This is a genomic window from Haloechinothrix salitolerans (genome assembly GCF_042662605.1).
In the GTDB taxonomy this organism is placed as follows: Bacteria; Actinomycetota; Actinomycetes; order Mycobacteriales; family Pseudonocardiaceae; genus Haloechinothrix_A; species Haloechinothrix_A salitolerans.
Genome location: NZ_JBHSXX010000001.1, coordinates 1,830,086 through 1,850,014, shown reverse-complemented (window position 1 = coordinate 1,850,014; position 19,929 = coordinate 1,830,086). Strand labels below are relative to the sequence as shown.

At 70.6% G+C, this 19,929-nt stretch carries 20 protein-coding genes; 13 read left to right on the top strand and 7 right to left on the bottom strand.

What is annotated here, in order from left to right; all coding sequences use genetic code 11:
- Positions 1 to 7 precede the first annotated feature (7 nt).
- The 11 genes from ACFQGD_RS08720 (at position 8) to ACFQGD_RS08670 (ending at position 7,092) form a co-directional block, all read left to right on the top strand.
- Positions 8 to 1,765 carry a vWA domain-containing protein gene (locus tag ACFQGD_RS08720; protein WP_345394909.1) on the top strand — a complete coding sequence of 586 codons (1,758 nt, stop codon included), beginning with the start codon at positions 8 to 10 and terminating at the stop codon, positions 1,763 to 1,765.
- A 27-nt stretch (positions 1,766 to 1,792) separates the two neighbouring features.
- The gene (locus tag ACFQGD_RS08715; protein WP_157617169.1) at positions 1,793 to 2,056 is read left to right on the top strand and encodes a hypothetical protein; all 264 of its coding nucleotides are present in this window, start codon (positions 1,793 to 1,795) and stop codon (positions 2,054 to 2,056) included.
- Positions 2,056 to 2,568 carry a hypothetical protein gene (locus ACFQGD_RS08710; protein ID WP_345394902.1) on the top strand — a complete coding sequence of 171 codons (513 nt, stop codon included), beginning with the start codon at positions 2,056 to 2,058 and terminating at the stop codon, positions 2,566 to 2,568. The genes ACFQGD_RS08715 and ACFQGD_RS08710 overlap by 1 nt, the downstream gene beginning before the upstream one ends.
- A 64-nt stretch (positions 2,569 to 2,632) precedes the next feature.
- Positions 2,633 to 3,478 (top strand): restriction system modified-DNA reader domain-containing protein, encoded by an 846-nt coding sequence (locus ACFQGD_RS08705; RefSeq protein ID WP_345394899.1) that lies wholly within the window; start codon positions 2,633 to 2,635, stop codon positions 3,476 to 3,478.
- A gap of 36 nt (positions 3,479 to 3,514) precedes the next feature.
- Entirely contained in the window at positions 3,515 to 4,093 is a 579-nt protein-coding gene (locus ACFQGD_RS08700; RefSeq protein WP_345394896.1) for a hypothetical protein, read from the top strand.
- A gap of 27 nt (positions 4,094 to 4,120) precedes the next feature.
- On the top strand, positions 4,121 to 4,465 hold the full coding sequence (locus ACFQGD_RS08695; RefSeq protein ID WP_345394893.1) for a hypothetical protein: 345 nt from the start codon (positions 4,121 to 4,123) through the stop codon (positions 4,463 to 4,465).
- Between the two features lie 2 nt (positions 4,466 to 4,467).
- Positions 4,468 to 4,806, top strand: a complete 339-nt coding sequence (locus ACFQGD_RS08690) for a hypothetical protein (RefSeq protein ID WP_345394890.1) — start codon at positions 4,468 to 4,470, stop codon at positions 4,804 to 4,806.
- Between the two features lie 45 nt (positions 4,807 to 4,851).
- Positions 4,852 to 5,160, top strand: a complete 309-nt coding sequence (locus ACFQGD_RS08685) for a hypothetical protein (protein WP_009151751.1) — start codon at positions 4,852 to 4,854, stop codon at positions 5,158 to 5,160.
- Positions 5,161 to 5,183: 23 nt separating this feature from the next.
- Positions 5,184 to 5,522, top strand: a complete 339-nt coding sequence (locus tag ACFQGD_RS08680; RefSeq protein WP_345394885.1) for a hypothetical protein — start codon at positions 5,184 to 5,186, stop codon at positions 5,520 to 5,522.
- Positions 5,523 to 5,555: 33 nt separating this feature from the next.
- Positions 5,556 to 6,401: a hypothetical protein gene (locus ACFQGD_RS08675; RefSeq protein WP_345394882.1), complete on the top strand. Its 846-nt coding sequence runs from the start codon at positions 5,556 to 5,558 to the stop codon at positions 6,399 to 6,401.
- A gap of 37 nt (positions 6,402 to 6,438) precedes the next feature.
- Complete coding sequence (locus tag ACFQGD_RS08670) at positions 6,439 to 7,092, top strand: hypothetical protein (RefSeq protein ID WP_345394879.1); 654 nt, start codon at positions 6,439 to 6,441, stop codon at positions 7,090 to 7,092.
- A gap of 77 nt (positions 7,093 to 7,169) precedes the next feature.
- Here the strand turns inward: ACFQGD_RS08670 and ACFQGD_RS08665 are convergent, their stop codons facing one another.
- Positions 7,170 to 8,057, bottom strand: coding sequence for a MarR family transcriptional regulator (locus tag ACFQGD_RS08665; protein WP_345394876.1), 888 nt, complete (start codon positions 8,055 to 8,057; stop codon positions 7,170 to 7,172).
- Positions 8,058 to 8,376: 319 nt separating this feature from the next.
- On the opposite strand from ACFQGD_RS08665, the gene ACFQGD_RS08660 reads away from it, so the two are divergent.
- Both ACFQGD_RS08660 and ACFQGD_RS08655 read left to right on the top strand, forming a co-directional pair.
- Positions 8,377 to 9,168, top strand: a complete 792-nt coding sequence (locus ACFQGD_RS08660; RefSeq protein ID WP_345394873.1) for a restriction system modified-DNA reader domain-containing protein — start codon at positions 8,377 to 8,379, stop codon at positions 9,166 to 9,168.
- 99 nt (positions 9,169 to 9,267) lie between these two features.
- Positions 9,268 to 9,705, top strand: a complete 438-nt coding sequence (locus ACFQGD_RS08655; protein WP_345394870.1) for a Rossmann-fold NAD(P)-binding domain-containing protein — start codon at positions 9,268 to 9,270, stop codon at positions 9,703 to 9,705.
- On the opposite strand, the gene ACFQGD_RS08650 is transcribed toward ACFQGD_RS08655, so the two are convergent.
- The 6 genes from ACFQGD_RS08650 to ACFQGD_RS08625 all read right to left on the bottom strand — a co-directional run bounded on the left by ACFQGD_RS08650 (position 9,674) and on the right by ACFQGD_RS08625 (position 19,764).
- Positions 9,674 to 10,645: a C40 family peptidase gene (locus tag ACFQGD_RS08650; protein ID WP_345394867.1), complete on the bottom strand. Its 972-nt coding sequence runs from the start codon at positions 10,643 to 10,645 to the stop codon at positions 9,674 to 9,676. The two genes, ACFQGD_RS08655 and ACFQGD_RS08650, sit on opposite strands and share 32 nt — an antisense overlap.
- 7 nt (positions 10,646 to 10,652) lie before the next feature.
- A complete protein-coding gene (locus tag ACFQGD_RS08645) occupies positions 10,653 to 11,723 on the bottom strand; it encodes a replication-relaxation family protein (RefSeq protein WP_345394864.1) in 1,071 nt (356 codons plus the stop codon).
- A gap of 70 nt (positions 11,724 to 11,793) precedes the next feature.
- Positions 11,794 to 14,436, bottom strand: a complete 2,643-nt coding sequence (locus tag ACFQGD_RS08640) for a DUF8128 domain-containing protein (RefSeq protein ID WP_345394861.1) — start codon at positions 14,434 to 14,436, stop codon at positions 11,794 to 11,796.
- 56 nt (positions 14,437 to 14,492) lie between these two features.
- On the bottom strand, positions 14,493 to 16,445 hold the full coding sequence (locus ACFQGD_RS08635; RefSeq protein ID WP_345394858.1) for a VirB4 family type IV secretion system protein: 1,953 nt from the start codon (positions 16,443 to 16,445) through the stop codon (positions 14,493 to 14,495).
- Positions 16,445 to 17,710: a PrgI family protein gene (locus ACFQGD_RS08630; protein WP_345394855.1), complete on the bottom strand. Its 1,266-nt coding sequence runs from the start codon at positions 17,708 to 17,710 to the stop codon at positions 16,445 to 16,447. Before ACFQGD_RS08630 ends, ACFQGD_RS08635 begins: the two co-directional genes overlap by 1 nt.
- On the bottom strand, positions 17,707 to 19,764 hold the full coding sequence (locus ACFQGD_RS08625) for a hypothetical protein (RefSeq protein ID WP_345394852.1): 2,058 nt from the start codon (positions 19,762 to 19,764) through the stop codon (positions 17,707 to 17,709). Before ACFQGD_RS08625 ends, ACFQGD_RS08630 begins: the two co-directional genes overlap by 4 nt.
- Positions 19,765 to 19,929: the final 165 nt, after the last annotated feature.

The window sequence follows — 19,929 nt, the reverse complement described above, 5'->3', positions numbered from 1 at the left end:
CACCGCGATGACCGCGCACATGATCGCCGACCCCGCCGCCACCGCCTCGGCCGTGTTCCCCGCCGCCCCCGGATGGGATGCGCTCTCCGCCGCGCTGACCGCCGAAGTCCCCGCGATCGCTGACCGGGACGACCTGCTGGTCACCATTGCACCCGGTGCCGGACAGGGTGCCCCGGCGTGTTTCCTGCCCGCCACCGCCATGATCGAAGTCGACGGTAAGCACCTGCACCCGGTCGACCCCGCCACCGCCAAACCACACCGGATCAGCGACCGGAAACGCTATGCCCCCACCTGGGGCGCGCTGACTCACGAATGCGCGCACAGCAAACACACCCGGTGGCTCGCCGACGTGCCCAAGGACGCCGACCCCGGCGCGGTGGACGCCGCGCTGCTGCTGGAAGAGCCCCGGATCGAACAGGCACAGATCCGCCGCCGCCCCGACGACCGCCACTGGTTGCGCGCGTGCGTGAAAACCATCGTCACGGGCGGCATGAAACTCGACGACCCCGCCTTCGCCCCGAAAATGACCCCGCGCGACGCCGCGCACACCGCCGCCCTCTTCCTGGGACGCACCGACGGCGGCATCCTCACCCGCACCGAAACCGCCCCCGTCGCGCGCGCCGTGGAAGACGTGCTCGGCGCGGAGAAACTCGCCAAGCTGCGGGCGGTGTGGCGTCAGGCGTTCCGCACCGCCGACGACGACACCGCCGCCATGATCGAACTCGGCCGCCAGTGGTGCGAGATCATCGGACCCGACCCCGACACCACCCCGCCGCACCTCGCCGACCCGTCCGCCACCCCCGACCCATCCGGCACCCCGTCGCCGTCCCCACTGGCGGACGCGATCGGCAAGGTACTGGGCAAGGTGACGCGGGCGGTAGCGCGTGCGAAGTTGCCCGAGGACCCCGCCGAGATCGCCGCCCGCGAGAAGGCCGCCGCCGACGCCGCCGCGAAGAAGGCGGATGACGCCGCCCGCACCGTGTTCACGGTCGGCGGTCCCCGCGACGGGCGCACCGAAACGATCGGCACCCGACCGCCGACCACGGGCGAACGCACCGCCGCACGGGTGCTAGGGCGCGCGCTGACCACCGCCGGGGTCCGTGACCGGGTAGCGACCAAGTCGACCTCGCCGATTCCGCCCGGACGCCTTCGGATGCGCGGTGCGCTGGCACGCGAGGCACAACTGGCCGCCGGGGCGATGCCGACCGCCGAACCGTTCACCCGCACCACCCGCACGACGGTCCCGACCCCGCCGCTACGTCTGGGCATCGCGTGCGACGTGTCCGGGTCCATGGGCAGCTTCGCGAAACCGGTCGCCTCGACCGCGTGGATTCTGGCCAACGCCGCCGCGCAGAGTCCGGTGCCCGCCGAGACCGCCACCGTGATCTTCGGGCACCACGTCCGCCCGATCACCCGCCCCGGCAAGGCCCCCGCCGCCGTGACGGACTTCGCCACCCGCGACAACTGGGAAGCCATCGACACCGCAATCGACGCTCTCGACGGCGCGCTCGGTCTGTCGCGCCCCGGTGCCGCGCGGTTGCTGGTCATCGTGTCCGACGGCAAATTCCGCGACGGACCCCGCCGCAACGGGCAGCAGCTCCTCGACCGGTTGCGCGCCACCGGTTGCGCGGTGTTGTGGATCGCCCCGGACGTCCCTGGGCGCAAGCCGATGACCGGGGCGACCGTGCACGTGATGACCGACCCCACGACCACCGCGCAGGCCATTGGGCGCGCCGCCACCGCCGCCCTGCGTGCCACCCACTGAACAACCGATACCCACCAACACCGAGAGGTGATCACGTTGTACGACACCACCATTGCGACGGTCGGCGAACTGGTCGCCGCCCTGGAACACTACGACCCGGCCACCCCGGTTCGACTGGCCACGCAACCCGGCTACCCGCTGGAGAACCTTCTCGCGCGGGTCGCGTGCACCCCGGACGACGCCGAGTACGAAGGCCCCACGCGTACCGGTCCGCCCGTTGTGTGGCTCGGTGCGGGCGAGCAGGTCGGGTACCTGCCCGCGCTCGCCGCCAACGCCCTGGGGTGGTCGTGATGACCACCGCCGCGCCCGGACTCACCAGCGGACTGGCCGAGCGTGCCGTGCACGCCGCGCGCGCCCACCGTGCCGCCGACCCCGACGGGTTCCGCCGTCGCCACGACAACCCCGACCGGTGGAACCGGTGGGCACGCCGCGCCCGTGTCGCCCGTACCATCGCCGCTGCCCTGCAGGTCGGTGTGGACGGCGTGCTCGTCACGGACGACCCACACCGCCAGTACCGCACCCGCACCGGACCGGTTCCCGGTGACCTGATCACCGTCACCGACCCCGTGACCGGGCGCGCGTGGCGGTTCATCCCGGACTTCACCACCCCCGGTGACGGGTGGCTGCTCCTCGACCGCTGCCCCGACTGTGAGAACGAGGTCCCGGTCACCCGCGTCGCCACGTTGGCCGACCTCGGCGAGTACCTCGACCCCGACGGCGACAGCCCGATCGCCGACGAGGCTCGCGACGAGTCGATCCACCAGCCCGGCTGCGCCTTCGGCTTACCCACCCTGGGCGGCTAGCCGCCGCGAGTCGACCAGCTTCGCACGTCCGGAACCCGCTACCCGCACCGAAGGAGGTCACGTCGTGACCAGCAACGCCCACGGCACCACCACACCGACCAACCACGCCCATACCGCCCTTCCGGCCGAGTCGGTGTTGATTGCCCCGGCACCGCCTTCCGCCGTGCCGTTGCGTCCACCCGCCGGGGTATGGGGGCTGGTCGTGGTGGCGATACGGACCACCGACACCGCCGGAGCCCCGATTCGGCTCACCGGGGACGCGCCCGCCCCCGACCCCGCGCTCACCGACACCACCGACCTGCTGGCAGGGTTGTGGCTGCCCGCGCCACCGCCCGCCGCCCTACACACGGGGGACGTCGTGGTGCGCCTCCACCCGCCCACCGATGACGACCCGGCGGTGGCCGACGTCGAGGTCGTCGCGGCCTCGCAGGGCGAGTGGTCCACGGTCCGCACGTGGCAGGCGGTGGGCGCACGCTGGCCGCACGAGGTGGCGATGTCGGTGCTCGTGCACATGCGCTACCTCGCCGATGTCGCCCTAAAGGACGCCCAGTGGGCGACGCTGACCGGGCCGATCGCCGCTGCCTTGCCCCCAGGACTGCTTCCTGCCGGACTCGCCGACGAGTCCGCGGTGGCCTCGCCGCCGGCGCCTCGCCGACCGGACGCCCTCGCCGCTCTGCTGGAGGCCGGATTGGTCGAGGTCGGCGAGCAGCTGGTGTGGAACGGACACACCGCCACCGTCCGGGAGGGCGGTGTCCTGCACGACGGCGGACCGCACGAGTTCGCCGTCTCCACCGTCACCGCGCTTGCCACCAGCCTCGCGGGCTACACCGTCAACGGCTGGCACCTCTGGCGACGTGCCCGCGACGACCGCCCCCTCTCCGAGCTGCGCACCGCGCTCGGCACCCACTGAACCCCCGACCAACCCACCGACACGACGGAGACCGCCATGACCGCCTCAACCATCGAACGCGACCAGGATGCCGGAGCCACCTCGACCCGCTACCACTACACCCGCGTCGTCGAGATCGCCGGGCGCACCGTCCGCGCCCGCCTCGAGCGAGGCGTCTACCTCAACCACAGCGGTGCCGTCGCCGAGGTGCTCACCGACCACATGGACTGGTCCACCCTCGCCGCCGACGACCTCAACAACTGGTGGCACGACACCCCGCCCCCGAGCGTGGAGGTCAACGCCGCCGCCGTCCTCGGCCCGTTCGCCGAGCGGCTCTTCCATCGCGCCGCTGAGATTCTTGCCGCACCGCCGCTCACCGTGACCTTGTCACCTCACCTCTACCGCGCGGTGAGCGCGTTGCTGGCCACCAGCATCGGCTACAACGCCGAATGCCGCATCGACCCGAACGACATCACGTGGGCAACCGACAACGGCGGAACGCTGCACATCTTCGAGCACCCCGACGGCAGCGTCACCTTCACCAAAGCCCACCGCGACGAATGCCCTTTCGTGGCAAGCAAAGGCGGTCAGGACTGCGACGACGAATGCTACTTCGACCTTCCGAGCCGGGTATAGAAACGCCTCACACCACAGGAGATCACCATGACGCCCTACGACGTTCCCGAGACCGTCATCCGTCGCTTCACGGAGAACGGCTGCGAGGTGACCGCGATCGTCGCCGACCCCGCCGACGCACAACAAACCCTGTACGGCACCGTCACCCGTGACGGGGCACTCGTCGGCAGCTACTACTGCGCCGACCGCGTCCGCCAGTCCGAGTGGCACATCGTCACCGCCCTCGGCCTTCCCCTCACCCTCGACGGCCAACCCGTCAACCCGGTCTCCGAGGGTGCCGCTGTCCTCGTGCTGACCAGCATCCTCACCGCCCGCGACAGCTACGAGGTCGAACAGCGGCTCCGAGATGCGACCCGCCCGCCGCAGGGGTGACCGTGTCCACCACCGCCGACTTCTACGACGGGCGCGGACCGCGCGCTGTCTGGCTCGGCTCACTCCAGGGCGACGCCGACCCCGCTACGGTGCGCGGCGTCGCATGTGGACGGCTGCTGCTGGACGCGACCGACCCGCTCACCTACACCGACGCCGTAGCCGACCTGCTCGACGTCTGGGCCGACGAGGACCACGGGCACGGCTTTCAGCCCGACGGCGGCTGGCCGTGGTTGTGGCCGGACAGCCGCGACACGGACTGGGTGTTCACGTTCGCCCACGGTCGGGTGTGGATCACGACCGGGCGCGCGTGGCTGCGTGTCCAACAACGAGTGTCGCAGTAAGACCAAACAAGGCCCTCATCCATACGACCAACGCAGGAGTTCACGATGCCGGAAGCCGTTTCAATCGAAACACCCATCGCGCGCCAGATCATGTCCGCCGCCGAGCATTGCGCCGCCGCCGAGGATGAGTTCGCCAACGCGCAGCGCGTCCACTCGTCGGACCCGGACGAGTACCGCCGGGCGATGGACTCCGCATTGATGCACCTGCGGATCGCCGAGGTGATGACTCAAGGGTCCTCGCTGGTCACCGAGATCGCGGTTGCCGAGACGAACCCGGCGTGGAAGTCGATCCGGATGAACGCGGCGCACGAGGCCAAAGCGTGGAACGAACTTCTCGGACGAGTCCGACGATGACCCCGATTGCTGGAGAAAACGCGATGAACGACAACAACGAAAGCACTCAGGGCAAACAGTTCCGCGTCCTGGATTTCGAGCCGAACTGCCCGGACTGCGCCGTGGCCGTCGGCGAGCCACACGAATACGACGGGTACGACGGCGGGTGTGACGTCGCGCGCTGCCTGGTGACCGGGCTGCAGCGGCTGATGTGCGACCTCGACCACGACCATGGGCGAGACGTCTGGACAGGGTGGTGGCCCGGATTGCTCGACTGCGAGCAACTCGGCTGGATGATCGGCCCTGGGCTTCCCGACCTCAACCGCCTCTACACCGAGGCGACCTGGGATCCCGCACGGTGCGCCTGGGTGAAGCCCGGCTGACCTCGGCCGCGTTCAACCCGGAGGTATCTACGGATGACCCGTGATCACGCAGACTTCTACGTCGGCACAGGACCGACAGCCCGCTGGCTGGGCTCGCTGGCCGAGGTTGGCGGCCCGGTCGAACTGGCCCGGCTCGGCGCGGCGGGCGATGCCGAGCCGACCGAGGTGCTCTCCGCCGCCGACCTGGGCACCTACGAGGCGGCCGTCGCCGCGCTGCTGACTCGCCAGCGAGCCGTCGAGACCGGTTTCGTCGCCGCACCCGGCCCAGATGGGGAAGCGGGCTGGCCGTGGCTGGCCACCACCAGCGGTGGCTGGTACGCCTACGCCTTCGTCGACGGGCACGTGCGCGTGTCGACCCACGGCGGTCCGTGGTTCCGCCCTGACCTCGATCGTCCCGACGGCGGTGCCGGGGTTGCATCCGGTCCGGACGCCGATCTGCCCGTCTTCGCTGACACCGCGCCGAAGACCGCGACGTTCACCTGGACCGGCTTCCGGGGCATGCCGATCCCGATCCGAGCCACCTTGCCGCCGGTTCCGCCGGCCTACCTCGCGCACCGCGGCGAGGTCGCCCTCGCCGTGGCCGGCGCCGCGGAGTACGTGCTGGGCCGGCGGTGGCCTCTGGCCGACCTCGCCACCCCGGCCATCCGCGAGATCCTGCACAGCTTGCTGCGGCCCGGCCCCGCTCGTGGCCTACACGTGCTTCCTGCCGACGCGCCGCTCGCCCACGAACGTGTGGTGACCGCGCTGCGGTTCGTGCTCGACGCCGACCGCTACGCCGAGGGCAACAACCCTGACCACGCCCGCGAGCTGCTGGAGTCCGCCGCAGACGTCGCCGCGCAGGCCGTCACCGCCCACCGCACCCACCAACCGCACCCGTAGCCACCGCGCTGACCACCCGAACGACAAGGTTCCGATCATGGGTTTCACTGGCTCGCTCATCCTCGCCCGCACCCCGGACTTGCTGCTCGACATGGACCTGCTGACCCCGCACGAGGCGGAGCTCGTCGGCCGCCATGTCGACCACTGGCAGCTCGCCGCCGTGCTCGGAGACTTCCCGGATATCCCCGGCTTGGCCGCCGCACTGGTCGACGCCACTGCCGCGCCCGTGCTAATCGCGGTCGTCGACGACAGCGACACCGCGCTGCTGCTGGCCGACAGCCCAAACGGGCACCGGTGGATCACGGTGCTCAACGCCCCGGCCGACAGCGCGGGCCGCGCAGCGGTCGCCGACACCAGGGCAATGACCGCGATCGCCGAGGCCGCTGTCGCCTGGGCCACTGAAGCCGGACACACCGTCGCCACCGATGCCGTCCTGACGGCGTTGTGCGAGGCCGACCGCGACAACCGCGCCGCCGACCAAGCGTTCAGCGACGCCCTGAACGCAGGCGATTTCGCGGCGACGCACGAGGTCGTGCGCAACCAGATCTCGTTCATCGAGGTCTACGTGCTGCGGGTGCTGGCCGCGCTCGGGGTTGCCGTGTCGGTCCAGGGCACCGATTCCTGGTGGGCGCATCTCGCCGATCAGGCACACGCGCCGTCCCCGTATCTCGGAGATCTGCCGACCCGATAGGCAACGGACGCCAACGTGGTTGTGTCCCAACGGAGTTCCGTTGGGACACAACCACATTGGCCATACCGTCGGAGGCGTTAGTTGGTCGGCGCGGCGGCGGCCTCCTGCTCGGAGGGGGCGAGCGCGAAACGCCTCGGCTTGTCCTGCGTCTTCGCCGCCACGCCGACCTCGACCAGTTTGTCCAGCGCGTTGCTGACCGCGCCCGAGGACTTCCCGCCCAGCGCGTTCGCGATCGCGGTGGGACCGAACTGCTCGCCGGGGTGGTCGCGCAAGTAGTCCTCGACCATCCCGCGCAACCCGCCGGGTGCCAACCGTGCCTTCTTCTCGCCCGTCGCGTCCGCGCCATCCTCCGGCGTCGCGTCGCCGTCGGTCGTCGCGCCGTCCGCGCCGTCGGCGGGGTTGCTCACCTCGGCGGCGACGGGCTCGGCTTCCACGGGGTCGGCCTCGTCGGAGTCGGCCGGGTCCTGCGCGCCGTCGGCTGCGGTGTCCGTCTGCTCGGCGGGGTCTTCCTCGGTGACGGCGGAGTCGTCGGCGTCGGGTGCGGCCGGGGTACCCGGTTCAGCCTGCGCGGCGTCCGTCGCGTCGGTGTCCTCCGCCTCCGAGGTGTCCGCCGGGGTCGGGTCCGCCTGGGTCGGCTCGACCTGGGTGGTGTCGACGTCGGTGATCGCCCACAGGTCGGCGGCACGCCGCCCGCCCTCGGCGATTCCGGCAGTGCGGGTGACGCTGCCGTCGGCTTCCCACTTGACGAGGATCTTCTGTGCGGTCGACTTCCCGATCTTCGCCGTTGCGGACAGGTCGGCGGCGGTGCTGTTCGGGGCGGCGTGCAACGCCTCCCACAGCTTGTCTTCGGTGTCCGTGCGGACCTTCGCGGCGACGGTCTGGTCGGGAACCGACCGCAGTGTCCGGGCGGATCCGGTCGTGCTGGTGGTGGTGCGGGTTTTGCGGGTGCGGGTCTTGCTGGACATGACATCCCTCGATTCGGGTTCGTGATCGGTGGTGGGTGGTCATGCCCCGGCCGGAGCGGGTGTGGCCCCCGGTGCGATGCCGGTGTGTTCGGGCTACACGACTATGGACGCTTCCTTCGGCCCATGAAGTCAAGCGGGTTCGACAAACAAGACGTCTGTCTCGTGTAGACGGTGGTCCAAACCTGGGAATCGTTGCGCCACATGGGTCCACTTCGCACCCATGGCACACATGCCTGTTGACAACCACGCGATCACGAAGCGTCCATACACGTCGGCCACCTGGCCAACCACAACCGGAAACCGAAGGGACGCATAGACAATGACGACCGACCACGACATTCACGAACCACCCGAACTGGCCCCCGACGCGGCCGTGGACACGCCGCCACCGCACCCTCAGCCCGATGACACCACCACGACCGCCGGGGCGTCACAGTCGCACGACGAGACGGCCATGCGGGCACGGGAAGGGCTGCCGCCGGACACGATGATCCTCGCCCCGACGTTCGCTCCGTCACCGATGCGATGCCCCGACGGCGTGTGGGCGATGCTCGTGACGGCGGTCGACATCATCGGCGATGCCGACCCCGACCGCGCGGGCGAGGTGGCCCTGTTCGCCGGACAATGGGTTGGTGACCAGCCGCCAGCCGACGACCAGTACGACGGCGACCTCGTCGTACGCCTGACTCACCCGACCGATCCGACCTATCCGTCGCCTCGTGACCACACAGCCGATGTCGAAATGCTGCTGGCCCACCAGGGCCGCTGGCAGCGAGTCGGCCAGTGGTTCGGCATCGACGACCGCTGGCCGCTCATCGTCGCGCCGACTGCCGCCGCCGTGATGGGGCTGCACTGCGATCTCAGCGAGGCGGTCGCGGGGTTCGAGGCAACGCTGCCGCTCGACGCCGGGGCGAACGGCGGCGAGTTGGGGGCGCGGGTTCGGGCCGACGGAACGGTCGTCCTCACTGACGGGCGAGTGTTTGCAACCCCTTCCGGTGCTGCCACTGCCCTGAGCGGCTACCCGCAAAACGGGTGGACGGTACTCAGGACGTCCGACGGACGGACGTTGGATGAACTGCGCGCCGAACTACGCGCACCGCGCGGGAACTGACGCCGCGCAGACCATTTCCCCCTCGTCCACACACCGGGTTATGCCGCACGGCGATCGCGTCGCCGTGCGGCACAACCCGCCCGCCCGAAGAGGCTGGCCATGACGTACATGAGGTTCACAGTGGATTGTCTAGTTCTGTGGGGTGCACGAGCCGGGATCGGCCCCGGCTACACCATGGAGGCTGCGGCCGTGCGGCTGGCCGAGGACATCGCCGAGCTGCGCGACGACGGTGGCATCCCGGCGCACGTGCACACCGTGATCACGGTGCTGCCACAGCAGCGGGTGCTGGAGATCCGGGTCGAGGGCATGTCCGTCGAGACCGACCCGGATCGCACCACGATCCGCGAGGTGACCCACGCGCTCTTCGAACTGGCCAGCTACCACAACATTGTTGCACTCGACGCCACCACACCTCCGCTGTTCACCCAGCGCATCCTGCTCGTCGACAGCCACGGCCGACCGTTCTCTGCTATGATCGGTTCCGGTGTTGGCGACGTAGACTCCGTTACGCCGCAACAGAACCGGCGGGACGCGTAGCACCTGCGTAGTCATCTCCCTTGTACCGGTAGGGTTGCGCCTTTACAACCTGACCGAAGTCCGGAGCGTCCACCATGGAACCTCCACCAATGTAGAGACCTACGTGGTGGATATTGTTGGGTGTGCCGTAGAAAACGAGGTCACCCGGCAACAGCGGCTGTCCGGCCGGAACGTGGGGGCCAGCGTTGAACTGGGTCTGGGCGGTGCGTGGCAGGGTTACTCCGGCGGCGGCGTAGGCCGCCTTCGTCAGGCCCGAACAGTCGAAGCCCGCGTGCCCGCCATCGGGTCCATTGCCACCCCAGACATACGGAAGTCCTCTCTGCCCGCAGGCGTAGTTGATCGCGGCCACCGCGACCGCGTTGGTGGCCTGGATGGCGTTGCAGTCGCCTGTGCCGACCGTCGCGGCGGCGTCGGCGTATTGCTTGGCTTGGTCGAGTACCTGTTTGACGTACCAGTCTGCGTGGTTGTAGGCGAAGATCGCCGCGTGGAGATCACCTCGCCGCACTCCGTCGTCGCAGAGCATGAAGGCGGCGGCGTAGATGGCGTCGTGCGGGTTGTAGCGCGAGGGTGGGGTGGCGCCGCCGGCCGGGATCTCGTGGCGGGCAAGCACTCCGTCGAAGGTGGCGGTCTTGAACTGCATCGGCCCGCCTGCCCCATAGCCATTCTCCCCGCTGTGCACGCCCGGAAGGGTGGACCGGCCGTGGTTGGACTCGATCTTGCCGATGGCGGCCAGAATCGACCAGTCCAGCCCTGGACATACCCCGGCCGCCGCGCGGTACAGCGCGAGGTAGTCGGCGGGGATGTCGGCCAGCGCGGTCGCGCTGGGCTGACTTCCGCCACTACCGAATAGGGCCGAGATCGCGCCCGACACCCCGTTCCCGATCAACGTCGGGATGAAGAGGATCACGCCGATCACGATGGCGCCGACTTTCAGGATCATCGGGTGCTCACCGCCTGCCTGTGCTCGGCCCGCGTGAGATGGCGGCCGGCGGCATCGGCGCGGGCGCCGGGGTCATCTGCGCCAGCGTCGAGTCCGGTCCGAGAGTCGACTCGCTGCCCGCGTCGGTGCTGGGTGGCGGGACGTGCGGCCAGGCGTCGAGCAACCGGTGCAACTCCCGCCGGGTGCTCGCCGCGTTACCGCTGGTGGTGTCCAGGGGCAGCCAGACCTCGTCGGCGGGACTCGGGTGCGCTGCCTCGGGGTTGAGCAGTTCGGCCGCGGCGGTGGCGACCGGGACCGAGCGCGGGTTGTCGAGCTCGCGCCAGGCCCGCGCCAGCAGCCGGCGTGCGGTGGCCTCGCGCCGCGAAGTCGGCAACCACACCAGCAGCGGAGTGGTGATTCCGGTGGCTTCGGCGAGGGCGGCGTAGCCGGCCAGTTTCCCGGCGAGTTTGGCCAGGACTTCGGTGCCGAAGTCGTACTCGAGGAAGAACTCGATCTCCCCAGCTGCGCTGGCCCACCGGCCGTAGGCGTCAGGCTTGATCAGATCCCCGAAGTGCCGCGCGCAGCGGGCCTCCGACCACCACGCACCGAGCGTGCTGTGCTCGTCGGCGCCACTGTGGCGAGCGCGGTCAACCAGGGCGGTGAACCACTCGGCGACACCGACGGTGTGCGCGAGCCGCAGCGAGTGGGCCACCCCGAAGGCGCGGTCGTGGCGGTAGCCGAGTTCCTTGACGTCCAGACCGTCCTCGGCGGCCAGCACCGCTGCCCCGGCGGGCGCGAGGACGTAGTGCATCGGCGCGGTGCCGACCGAGATGAACGGCTGGAACCGGTCCACCACGCCCCACTGGAACAGTTCCCGCAACCGCATCCGACCCGATCGGAACGACGGGAACGCGAGCGCGGTGATCTGGTGGGAGGTGAGCACGCGGTGCTCGTGCAACATCCGGATGATCCACCGATCACGCGGGGTCAGCCGCCACGCCAGCACCGCCTGGTGATCGGCGTTGTTCGCCGCGCGCGGCGTTGGCCGCGTCGCCTTGTGGCCTCGAAGAGCGCGCTGCCTGGTGGGATTGGTAATCATGACGCGAACCTCCGGAAAGTGGTGTGCTAAAAGGACTTCCGCCCGTCTTTGCGGGTGCGGCCAAGTCGAGTCAGGACTGCTGGCGGCGCGGGTCGGCGCTCCGCGCCCGGACGCCGGACTGGCCCCGGCGATCGCCGCTGGTTGGCCGCGTCTGCCCTGCGGTCCCGACGGGCCGCTGCGGAGGCCGGGCTGGCGCCTGCGCACCGGACGCGGTGGCACCAGGAACTCGGTTGCGCAAGGCACGACGGGCGATGCCGCGGATTTCCCTTGCGCGGCCGGGAATCGCACGAGGAAGCGGCTGGGTGCGCATGGTGAACGGCTGTGCCTCTTCCCCGTTGAGCACAAGCCGGACCGCGGCGTGGTAGACGCCCAGGTGCGCCAAGTCGTGATCGGACAGCCGGGGCGCGGTGTGCCGGGATAGCTCGCGAGAGTCCTCCGGGGAGGCGTTGAAGAAGATCTTGCTGCGAGCGTTGGTGGACATGCCTTCCCGCAACTCACGCGGAAGCTGGCCAAGATGCTGATGCGCCAAGGTCATCGCGACCCGGAAGCCCCGCGCCTCGGCCAGCATGTCCTCGATCGGGTAGGGCAAATTCAAGAAGTTGTGACATTCGTCGATCACCATCGACGCGTCCCGGCGTTGGCGTTGCAGCGTGCGCGCACGGGCGGTGGTCGCCTGCCAGGTCCGTGCGACCACCAGCGACCCGACCAGCCGGGTGGTTTCCTCGCCGAGTGAGCCTTTGGGGATGCGCACCAGGCAGATCCCGCCGTCGAGCACCTCCGCCATGTCCACTGTGGAATGTCCGCCCGCGATGGCGTCGCGCACGAACGGCCGCAGCAGGAACGCCCGCAGCTTGTTCATCAGCGGGCTGATCACCTGGCTGCGGGAGGAGTCGGTGAGTTCTTCGTACCAGGACCAGAATCCGCGCAGCACCGGGTCGGTGATCCCGGCGGTGACCCGTGATCGGAAGGCGGGATCGGCCAGCAGCTTGGGTAGATCGGCGAGGGTGGCGACGCCTTCCTGGGTGCGCAGGGTCAGGCAGGCGGCGCGCATCACGTCGTCGGTGCGCGGACCCCAGAACGCGGAGTAGACGCGCCGGAACACCGAGACGAGGTTGTCGACGGTCAGGTCGGTTTCCCCGCCGTCCAGCGGGTTCAGGCACGGTGGCCGGGACTTGGAGTCGGCGTCGAAGATCACGACCCGATCGGCCACGGAGCGAGGCAGGCGGGAGAGCATGTCGGTGACGAGGTCGCCCTTGGGGTCGATCAGCACGATCCCGCGCCCGGCCTCGGCGTCGGCGAGGATCATGTTGCCCAGCAAGGTGGACTTGCCGGAGCCGGTCGCGCCGATGACGTGCAGGTGGTGCCGCGCGTCGGGGACGCGCAGTGCCACGGGGCGTTCGTGGCCGGTGTCGGTGACCCCGATCGGCTTGGCCTCCGGGCCGGGCGTGGCGATGCCCGGTGGCGGGGAGATCGCGCGGGCGCCGGCACGCTGCACGCCGGGAATCGCCTCGTCGGTCGGCAAGTGCGCCAGGGCCGCCAGCTCGGCCACGGACAGCAGGTCGCCCTTGCCGAGTCGCCGGTCGGCCAGCACGGGGCCGGGGTGCCGGACGCGGTGGCGGGTGTAGTGGTTGTGCTCGGTGTAGGAGGCGAAGCTCGCGGCCAGCGCGTGTGCCCGGCCGCGGGCGACATCCCGCGCCTGGCGGACCTCGGTCTCGGTGGCGTCGGCGGGCAGGAGGGTGGCGACGGCATAGCGGACGACCGTCTCGTACTGAGAGCCGCGCTGTTTGGCGACGATGGCGCGGTTCTGCGCCGCGTACTCGAGCGAGGTCTGCGGATCGCTGTGCAGCGCCCCGGACTTCGCGGTGTTCCGCGTGGACCTGGATTTCACGCCGGGAGTGACCAGGTCGAGCAGGCGGCCGACCACTCGGGTGGAGCCGCCGGTGTGCACCCGCCGCGCGGAGCGCCGGGCTTTGGCGACCCGGCGGCCGGTGACCGGGCGCGCGAGGATCTGCACGCAGGCGTACTCGTCTCGGCCGAGCCCGACCGGGGCGCCGATCAGGGCACGGAGCGGGTCGGCGTCGAAGTCGGTGCGGATCGGCAGCGCCTCGGAGCGGGCGAGACGGAGTTCGCCGCCGACGACCAGGCGACGCTGCCCAGCTTCGGGCGGTGGCAAGGGCGGGTCGGCGGTGCCGACCCGCGTGTGTGAGCCGGGCCAGGCGGCTTCGATGGCACGCTCGACCAGGCCGGGCGGGATCACGCCAGGTACCCACAGCCGGATGCCGACCCCCGCCTCGGAGAACGTGTACTCGCAAGCCACATGGGGCTGCCCGGTGAACCACCGACGCCAGGCCGGGCGCAGCAGCCCGACGAGGTTGGACCACAAGGCCGCGCCGCCGGCGGGATCGACGGCGGGCGGGGCGAGCACGGTGACCTGGCGGGCGTCGGCGAGAAGCCTCGCGTGGCAGCGCCGCGCCCACCGGCGCCGGCCGACCACAAAGCCCGCGATGCCGACGGCGAGCACCGGGCCGACAAACGGCCCCCAGGTGATCGCCCAGTCCCGCAGGTGACCCAGCAGCCTGAGCAGCGCACCGCCGGGGTCGCGCAGGTAATCCCCGAGCCACCCATTCGACAGGCTCGTCCGCACGATTCTGTGAGCAGCCAACACATGGGACAGCTCGGGGTGGTTGAGGGCAGCCGGTATCCAGGAAAGCATGACGGGTCCTTCCAAGAAAGTAAGAAATGCGCAATCAAGAAAAGGGACGGCCAGCGTCAGGCAGCGTCGAGTTCGATGTCGTCATCCGCACCGAACGAACCGAACTCATCGCCCTCAGCCGCATACGCCTGCTCGCTGGCGAAGCCCAGGTCCACGAAGGACTGCTCCTCGGCGTCGGCCTCGCCGGGGTCGACGTCCGCGGCGTATCCGGCGAGTTCGGCAGGATTACTCGTGACGAGGTAGTGCTCTGTGGGCGAGGCAATACTTTGGAACGCGACGCGCTGGGTGCCCGCAGACAGCAATCCCTGACCTCGGTCCGCCGACAGTAGGAATTGCCGTTCCCCGGCCGACAGATCGAAAGTCTGGGTGATCTCGTCGATGGCCTGCGACGCCTGCCGCAGCAGCACTTGGGTCGCGGCGTTGGCCACCACGGCTTTGCCGAGATCGTTACCGAGAACATCGGCGGTGTCCTGGGTCGCGACGGTCAAGCCTGCCCAGTGTTTCCGGGAGGCTTTGGCCATGCGGAACAGGAACTCCGCGCCCGACTTTTCTTTCATCAACAGCCACGCCTCGTCCACGACCACCAGGCGCGGGCGGCGAATCGCGGGGTTGGACACTCGCCGCCAGACGGCGTCCAGGGTGAGCAGGGTGCCGATGGCTTTCAGCTCGTCGGGCAAGTCCCGCAGGCTGAACACCACCAGGTGACCTTCGGGATTGGTGGTCGTCGGGCCGTCGAACAGCTGCTTGAACGCGCCCTCGACGAACGGGTGCAACCTCGCCGCGAGCTCGGCGGCGGCCCGGTCGCCGGCCTGGCCCGCGGTGGCCAGCTGGTCGCGCAAGGTCCGCAAGGTCGGTGAGGGACGAGTCCACGTGCGGGCGTCGGCGGTGATCCCCACCGACTGGTAGGTCGCGGCGATGCCCCGGTCCAGCGCGGCCCGCTCGGCGGCCTCCAGCTCACTGCCGACGAGCACCGCGATGACGGTGTGCAGGAACAGCGACCGCCGCACGAGGGCGTCTTTCGGTGCGGTCCGGCGGCCGTCGGCGCGGGTGTGGATGGGCAAGTCGAACGGGTTGAGCCGGACGTCGCGGGCACCGAGATGGACGTAGGTGCCGCCCACGGCGGCGGCCAGGCGGGCGTACTCGTCCTCCGGATCGACGACCGCGATCTCGATTCCCCGGTACAGGCTGCGCAGGAGTTCGAGCTTGACCAGATAGGACTTGCCCGCCCCACTCCTGCCCAAAATGACGGAGTTGTGGTTGTGCATCCCCTCGCCGAAACGATCCCAGTGCACCAGCCCCTGCGATCCGACGTTGTAGCCGTAGAGCACTCCCGACGGCGCGGCCACCGACGTCGGATCGCCCGCGGGCAGGTCGGGCGAGGTGAACGGGAACGCCGCCGAGAGCGCGGAGGTGTCGAAGGTGCGGCGCATCCCGATCAAGTCCAGGCCCATCGGCAGGGTCGACACCCAGCCCTGCAGCGACCGGTAGGTGGTGTGCTTGGCGTCGAGCAGCAGGCTCGCCGCCAGCGAGCGCAGCGCCGCTACCTCGTCGGCCAGCGCCCGCTCGGACGGGGCGTGGATCGTGAGGTACAGCCCGACGCGGAACAGCTTGCCTTCGCCCCGCGCCACGCGGGAGGACAGGTCGTAGGCGTCTTCGGTGGCGGCTTCGACCTGCGGGTCGTAGAGGCGGCCGTGCTCGGCGGTGTGCCGCCGTCCCGACTCGAGTTTGGCGAGCTGTTTCTTCAGCCGCGCGGCGGCGGTGGCCGGGTCGATCGGCTCGACATGCAGCGCGACGTCGAGGCGGCCGGGGTAGGTCAGCAGGGGCGCGAGCCAGCCGGGGTGGACCTCACGCGGGAACCCGGTCACGGCGAAGCTGGACACCCATTCGTTGCCGACTTCGAGATGCCGTGCGCCAACGGACAGGGCGTCCGGTGTGAACGCGGCTGCCCGGTGGTGCGCGGCGGGCCGAGTGTTGGGACGGCGCTGGCCGCGCCGCGTTCGGGTGGTCATCACAACCGCCCCCTCTCCGGGTAGTCGTCGTCTTCGTCCTCGTAGTCCCAGTCGTCGACCTCGCCGTCGTCCGGGCCGTACTCGTCCTGGTCGACCGCGGCACGGTCGTCGCCCTGCCAGAACGGGCGGTCCTCGGCGAGGTCGCCGTCGTCCGGGTCGGTGCTGCCGGCGGTGGTGATGACCTCGTCGGCACCGGCCAGGGCCGCCGAGGGCGGCAGTAGGGTGTCGGGGTTGCACGCCGAGGCGAGCACGGCGGTGGCCTGCCCGGCGTCCAGCGGGGTGACCACGATCCCGGCGGGAGCGAGCAGCTCGATCGCCTCACTGAGGCGGCGCACCAGCCGTGACTCCGCCGCCCGCCGCGCCCCGGCGCTCGCCTGTGTGGTCTCGGCATTCGCGCGGCGTTTGCCGCGGGTCAGCGAGGACAACACGGCCAGCGGGCCGGGGCCGCCGAGCCCGTCAGTCGGGCCAGCGGCACCCATCGGCTCGCGCAGGATCAACAGCACCTGGCGCCGCAGCAGGTCGGTCTGCTCGCCGAGCTGCACCAGGTAGTCGGCGTGCTCGACGGCGGCAGCCTCCAACGCAGGGTGCGGCAGCCCGCCCGCGCGCGCCCGCAGCTCGGCGATCTGGCCGGACAGGTCGAGCCGTTCGGTGCGCACCAGCACCTGCACCGGGGCGGTCAGGCTGTGCAAGTAGCGGCCGAAGGACGCGACCAGAGACTCCTGCTCGGACGGCGTCCGCAGCGCGAAGTTCACCGTCGAGGCCACCGCGACGACGGCCAGACCGTCGGTGCCCAGGTCGACCACCCCGGTGTCGGTGACCGCCTCGGCGGGCAGCCGCAACGCCGACGGCGAGATCTGCTCGGGCACCGCCGCTTTGCTCCTGGCCTTGGCCGACTTGCCCTTGCCAGCGGTCCGGTTCGCACTCGTGGAGGCGGTCTGGCTGGTCAGCCATTCCGGCGCGGGGCGAACGCCTTCGGGGGCGGCGACCCGGTGGCGCGGTCCCATGCGTTGCCGGATCGCGGCGACCAGCAGGCGGTCCATCGAGATCCCATCGCGCTGACCGAGCGCGATGACCGCCGCGCTCACCCCGATCGGGATGGCCAGCGCGAGGAACACCGGGAGCGGCACAACCGCTCGAGTGGTGGTCCACCCGGCGTAGAGCACCAGGCCGGTCACCGCGAGGATCGCTAGTTGGCGGGCGGTCAACGGGCCGATCACTTTGTCGGCCATGTCGACGTCGGCGGGAATGCGAACGGGCGAAGTCACGACTTACCTCCGGGCTTGGGTGGTGGCGGCGAGGTGCGCCGCGGTGGTTTCGGCAGGTCCAGCGGGAGCCGGAGCTGCTGCCCGGCGGGCGAGGCCGGTCGCGGTGGTGGCGTCGCCGGTGGCGGGGTCGACGGGCGCGGCGTGCGGCGCACTCCGTCCAGCGGGAGCGGGAACTGCCCGGAGCGGGTGGCCCGGTTGCCCTTGTACGGATCGAAGGGCAGCTCCATCTGAGTGCCGCGCGACCGAGCCGGGGGTGCGGCCGGAGGCGGCGGGCTCGACGGGCGCGGCGTGCGGCGCACACCGTCCAGCGGCAGCGGGTACTGCCCGGAGCGCGTCGGCCGGTTGCCCTTGTACGGGTCGAACGGCAACTCCAGCTGCTGCCCGCCCCGACGCCGACCGCCCGGCTGGTTGGGCGATGCCGGAGGCGGCGTCGGCTTGACGCGCTCGGCGTCCAGCGGCAACCGGTACTGGCCGTCGCGCCCGAGGACCGGCTTATTCTCCGGCCAGTCGTCCCCGAGTGGCAGCGCCAGCTGGCGGCCCTGCCCGGCCTTCGGTTTCGGCGCGGGAGCGGGCTTGGGCTTGGCGGCCGGACGGCTGCGGCGCACACCGGCCAGCGGCAGCACGTACTGACCGTCAGCGGTGGTGCGGGTGTGGGCGTAGGGGTCCGTTGGTCCGCGACCGCCGCCCCCGTTGCCTCCGCGACCACCGCCGCCACCGGACGGGCGCGGCTTGCGGCCACCGCCGCCTCGGCCACCGAGCAGGCCGAAGGTCTTGTAGGCGATGAAGCCGCGCACGATCGAGCCGAGGATCGAACGACCGCCACTGCCCTTGACCGAGGACAGCACCCAGAACGGGATCTTGAACAGGATGTACATCAGCGCGAGCGCGACGAGCAGGTTGACCAACCCGCTGACGGTCGGGCCGAACAAGGTGAACCCTCCGGGCGCGAGGAACACCTTCATCGCGGTGATCAACGTCAGCGACTGCACAACCTGGATGGCCAGGCAGCCACCGAACGCTTTCCACCACCAGCGCGCGATGCCCTCGGTCTGCGGGAGCGCGTGGAACATCAGCGCGATCGGTGCCCCGGCGATCAGGATCACCGTCAACGCGACGCGCACGACGTAGGTGACCAGCAGGACGATCAGCATCCCGGCGAGGAAGATGCCGATGAAGATGATGAAGATCCCGCCGTTGAGCGACCCAAGAACGAGGTTCTTCAACGTCTCGCCGGCCGAGCTGGCGTCCAGGCCGCCGCCCATCACCGCCTGGGCAAGTCCGTTGGCGATCTGGATGCCCTTGGTCGCCACCCACAGCGACAGGGCTCCGGCGAGGAACCCGACCACGATCCGGGGCGCGATCTCCTTGATCGAGTGCCGGGTCTGCAGGGTCTGGTAGCCCATCACCAGGATCCCGGCGATGAGGATCAACATCCCGTAGCAGGCGAGCAGGATCTGCCAGGAGTTCGTCCACAGCTCCCCGATCCGCGGCAGCGAGTCGGGCGTCGGAGTGGTCAGCAGCGTCTTGGACAACAAGTCCAGCAGCGGGTTGAGCGCGGCGGTGACGATGCCCCGGAAGAACGCGTTGATCGCGTTGGTGATGCAGCCGCCGATGTCGGTGATCCCGCAGTCGGCCTCGCCGTCGTCACCGCTGCCGGGCTGGCCGGTACCGGGATTGGTGGGCGGTGCCGAAGTCGGCGGTTGTGGGATGCAGCCCTCCCCCGTGCACGGGGGAGGAGCCGGCGTGGTGGACGGGTGCGTGCACTCGTACTGCAGCGAACCGGGGAAGCACGTCACCGGCGTGCTCGGCCCGGTTGGGATCGGCAGCGGGACGCCGGTGAGCGGCGGAGTGGTCGTGGGCGCGGGCAGATGGCAGACCGGCAACGGCGAGTCCGGTGTGCACGGGTCGACGGTCGGTAGCGGCAGGGGCGGGGGCGGCGCGGGCTGGGCGGCGGCCGGACCGCCGGGGGTTGCGGCGGCGCTGACGGCGAGGGTGCCGCCGAGCAGGACGACCAGGCTCAGCGCCAGCATCACCAGCGCTCGGCTCCGCGTCATGCGCAGTCGCCGAACCCATCGTCCGGGCCGGGTGCGCCGGCCACTGGCACGCCGCGTGCTCGCGGCCGGAGGCGCGAGCAGTTCCCGGCTGGCGCCGGTGGCCTCTGGGCGAGCCGGTGCGGGCTCGTCGGAGCGCAGGCTGTGGACGGTCGGAGCGGTCGATGT

What these genes read in the sequence shown, in the direction of transcription:
- ACFQGD_RS08700 (WP_345394896.1), top strand. Translation starts at nt 3,515, where the DNA reads ATGACCGCCTCAACCATCGAACGCGACCAGGATGCCGGAGCCACCTCG.
- ACFQGD_RS08675 (WP_345394882.1), top strand. Translation starts at nt 5,556, where the DNA reads ATGACCCGTGATCACGCAGACTTCTACGTCGGCACAGGACCGACAGCC.
- ACFQGD_RS08695 (WP_345394893.1), top strand. Translation starts at nt 4,121, where the DNA reads ATGACGCCCTACGACGTTCCCGAGACCGTCATCCGTCGCTTCACGGAG.
- ACFQGD_RS08645 (WP_345394864.1), bottom strand. Translation starts at nt 11,723, where the DNA reads ATGATTACCAATCCCACCAGGCAGCGCGCTCTTCGAGGCCACAAGGCG.
- ACFQGD_RS08640 (WP_345394861.1), bottom strand. Translation starts at nt 14,436, where the DNA reads ATGCTTTCCTGGATACCGGCTGCCCTCAACCACCCCGAGCTGTCCCAT.
- ACFQGD_RS08660 (WP_345394873.1), top strand. Translation starts at nt 8,377, where the DNA reads ATGACGACCGACCACGACATTCACGAACCACCCGAACTGGCCCCCGAC.
- ACFQGD_RS08685 (WP_009151751.1), top strand. Translation starts at nt 4,852, where the DNA reads ATGCCGGAAGCCGTTTCAATCGAAACACCCATCGCGCGCCAGATCATG.
- ACFQGD_RS08655 (WP_345394870.1), top strand. Translation starts at nt 9,268, where the DNA reads ATGACGTACATGAGGTTCACAGTGGATTGTCTAGTTCTGTGGGGTGCA.
- ACFQGD_RS08710 (WP_345394902.1), top strand. Translation starts at nt 2,056, where the DNA reads ATGACCACCGCCGCGCCCGGACTCACCAGCGGACTGGCCGAGCGTGCC.
- ACFQGD_RS08635 (WP_345394858.1), bottom strand. Translation starts at nt 16,445, where the DNA reads ATGACCACCCGAACGCGGCGCGGCCAGCGCCGTCCCAACACTCGGCCC.
- ACFQGD_RS08670 (WP_345394879.1), top strand. Translation starts at nt 6,439, where the DNA reads ATGGGTTTCACTGGCTCGCTCATCCTCGCCCGCACCCCGGACTTGCTG.
- ACFQGD_RS08625 (WP_345394852.1), bottom strand. Translation starts at nt 19,764, where the DNA reads ATGACGCGGAGCCGAGCGCTGGTGATGCTGGCGCTGAGCCTGGTCGTC.
- ACFQGD_RS08650 (WP_345394867.1), bottom strand. Translation starts at nt 10,645, where the DNA reads ATGATCCTGAAAGTCGGCGCCATCGTGATCGGCGTGATCCTCTTCATC.
- ACFQGD_RS08680 (WP_345394885.1), top strand. Translation starts at nt 5,184, where the DNA reads ATGAACGACAACAACGAAAGCACTCAGGGCAAACAGTTCCGCGTCCTG.
- ACFQGD_RS08665 (WP_345394876.1), bottom strand. Translation starts at nt 8,057, where the DNA reads ATGTCCAGCAAGACCCGCACCCGCAAAACCCGCACCACCACCAGCACG.
- ACFQGD_RS08720 (WP_345394909.1), top strand. Translation starts at nt 8, where the DNA reads ATGACCGCGCACATGATCGCCGACCCCGCCGCCACCGCCTCGGCCGTG.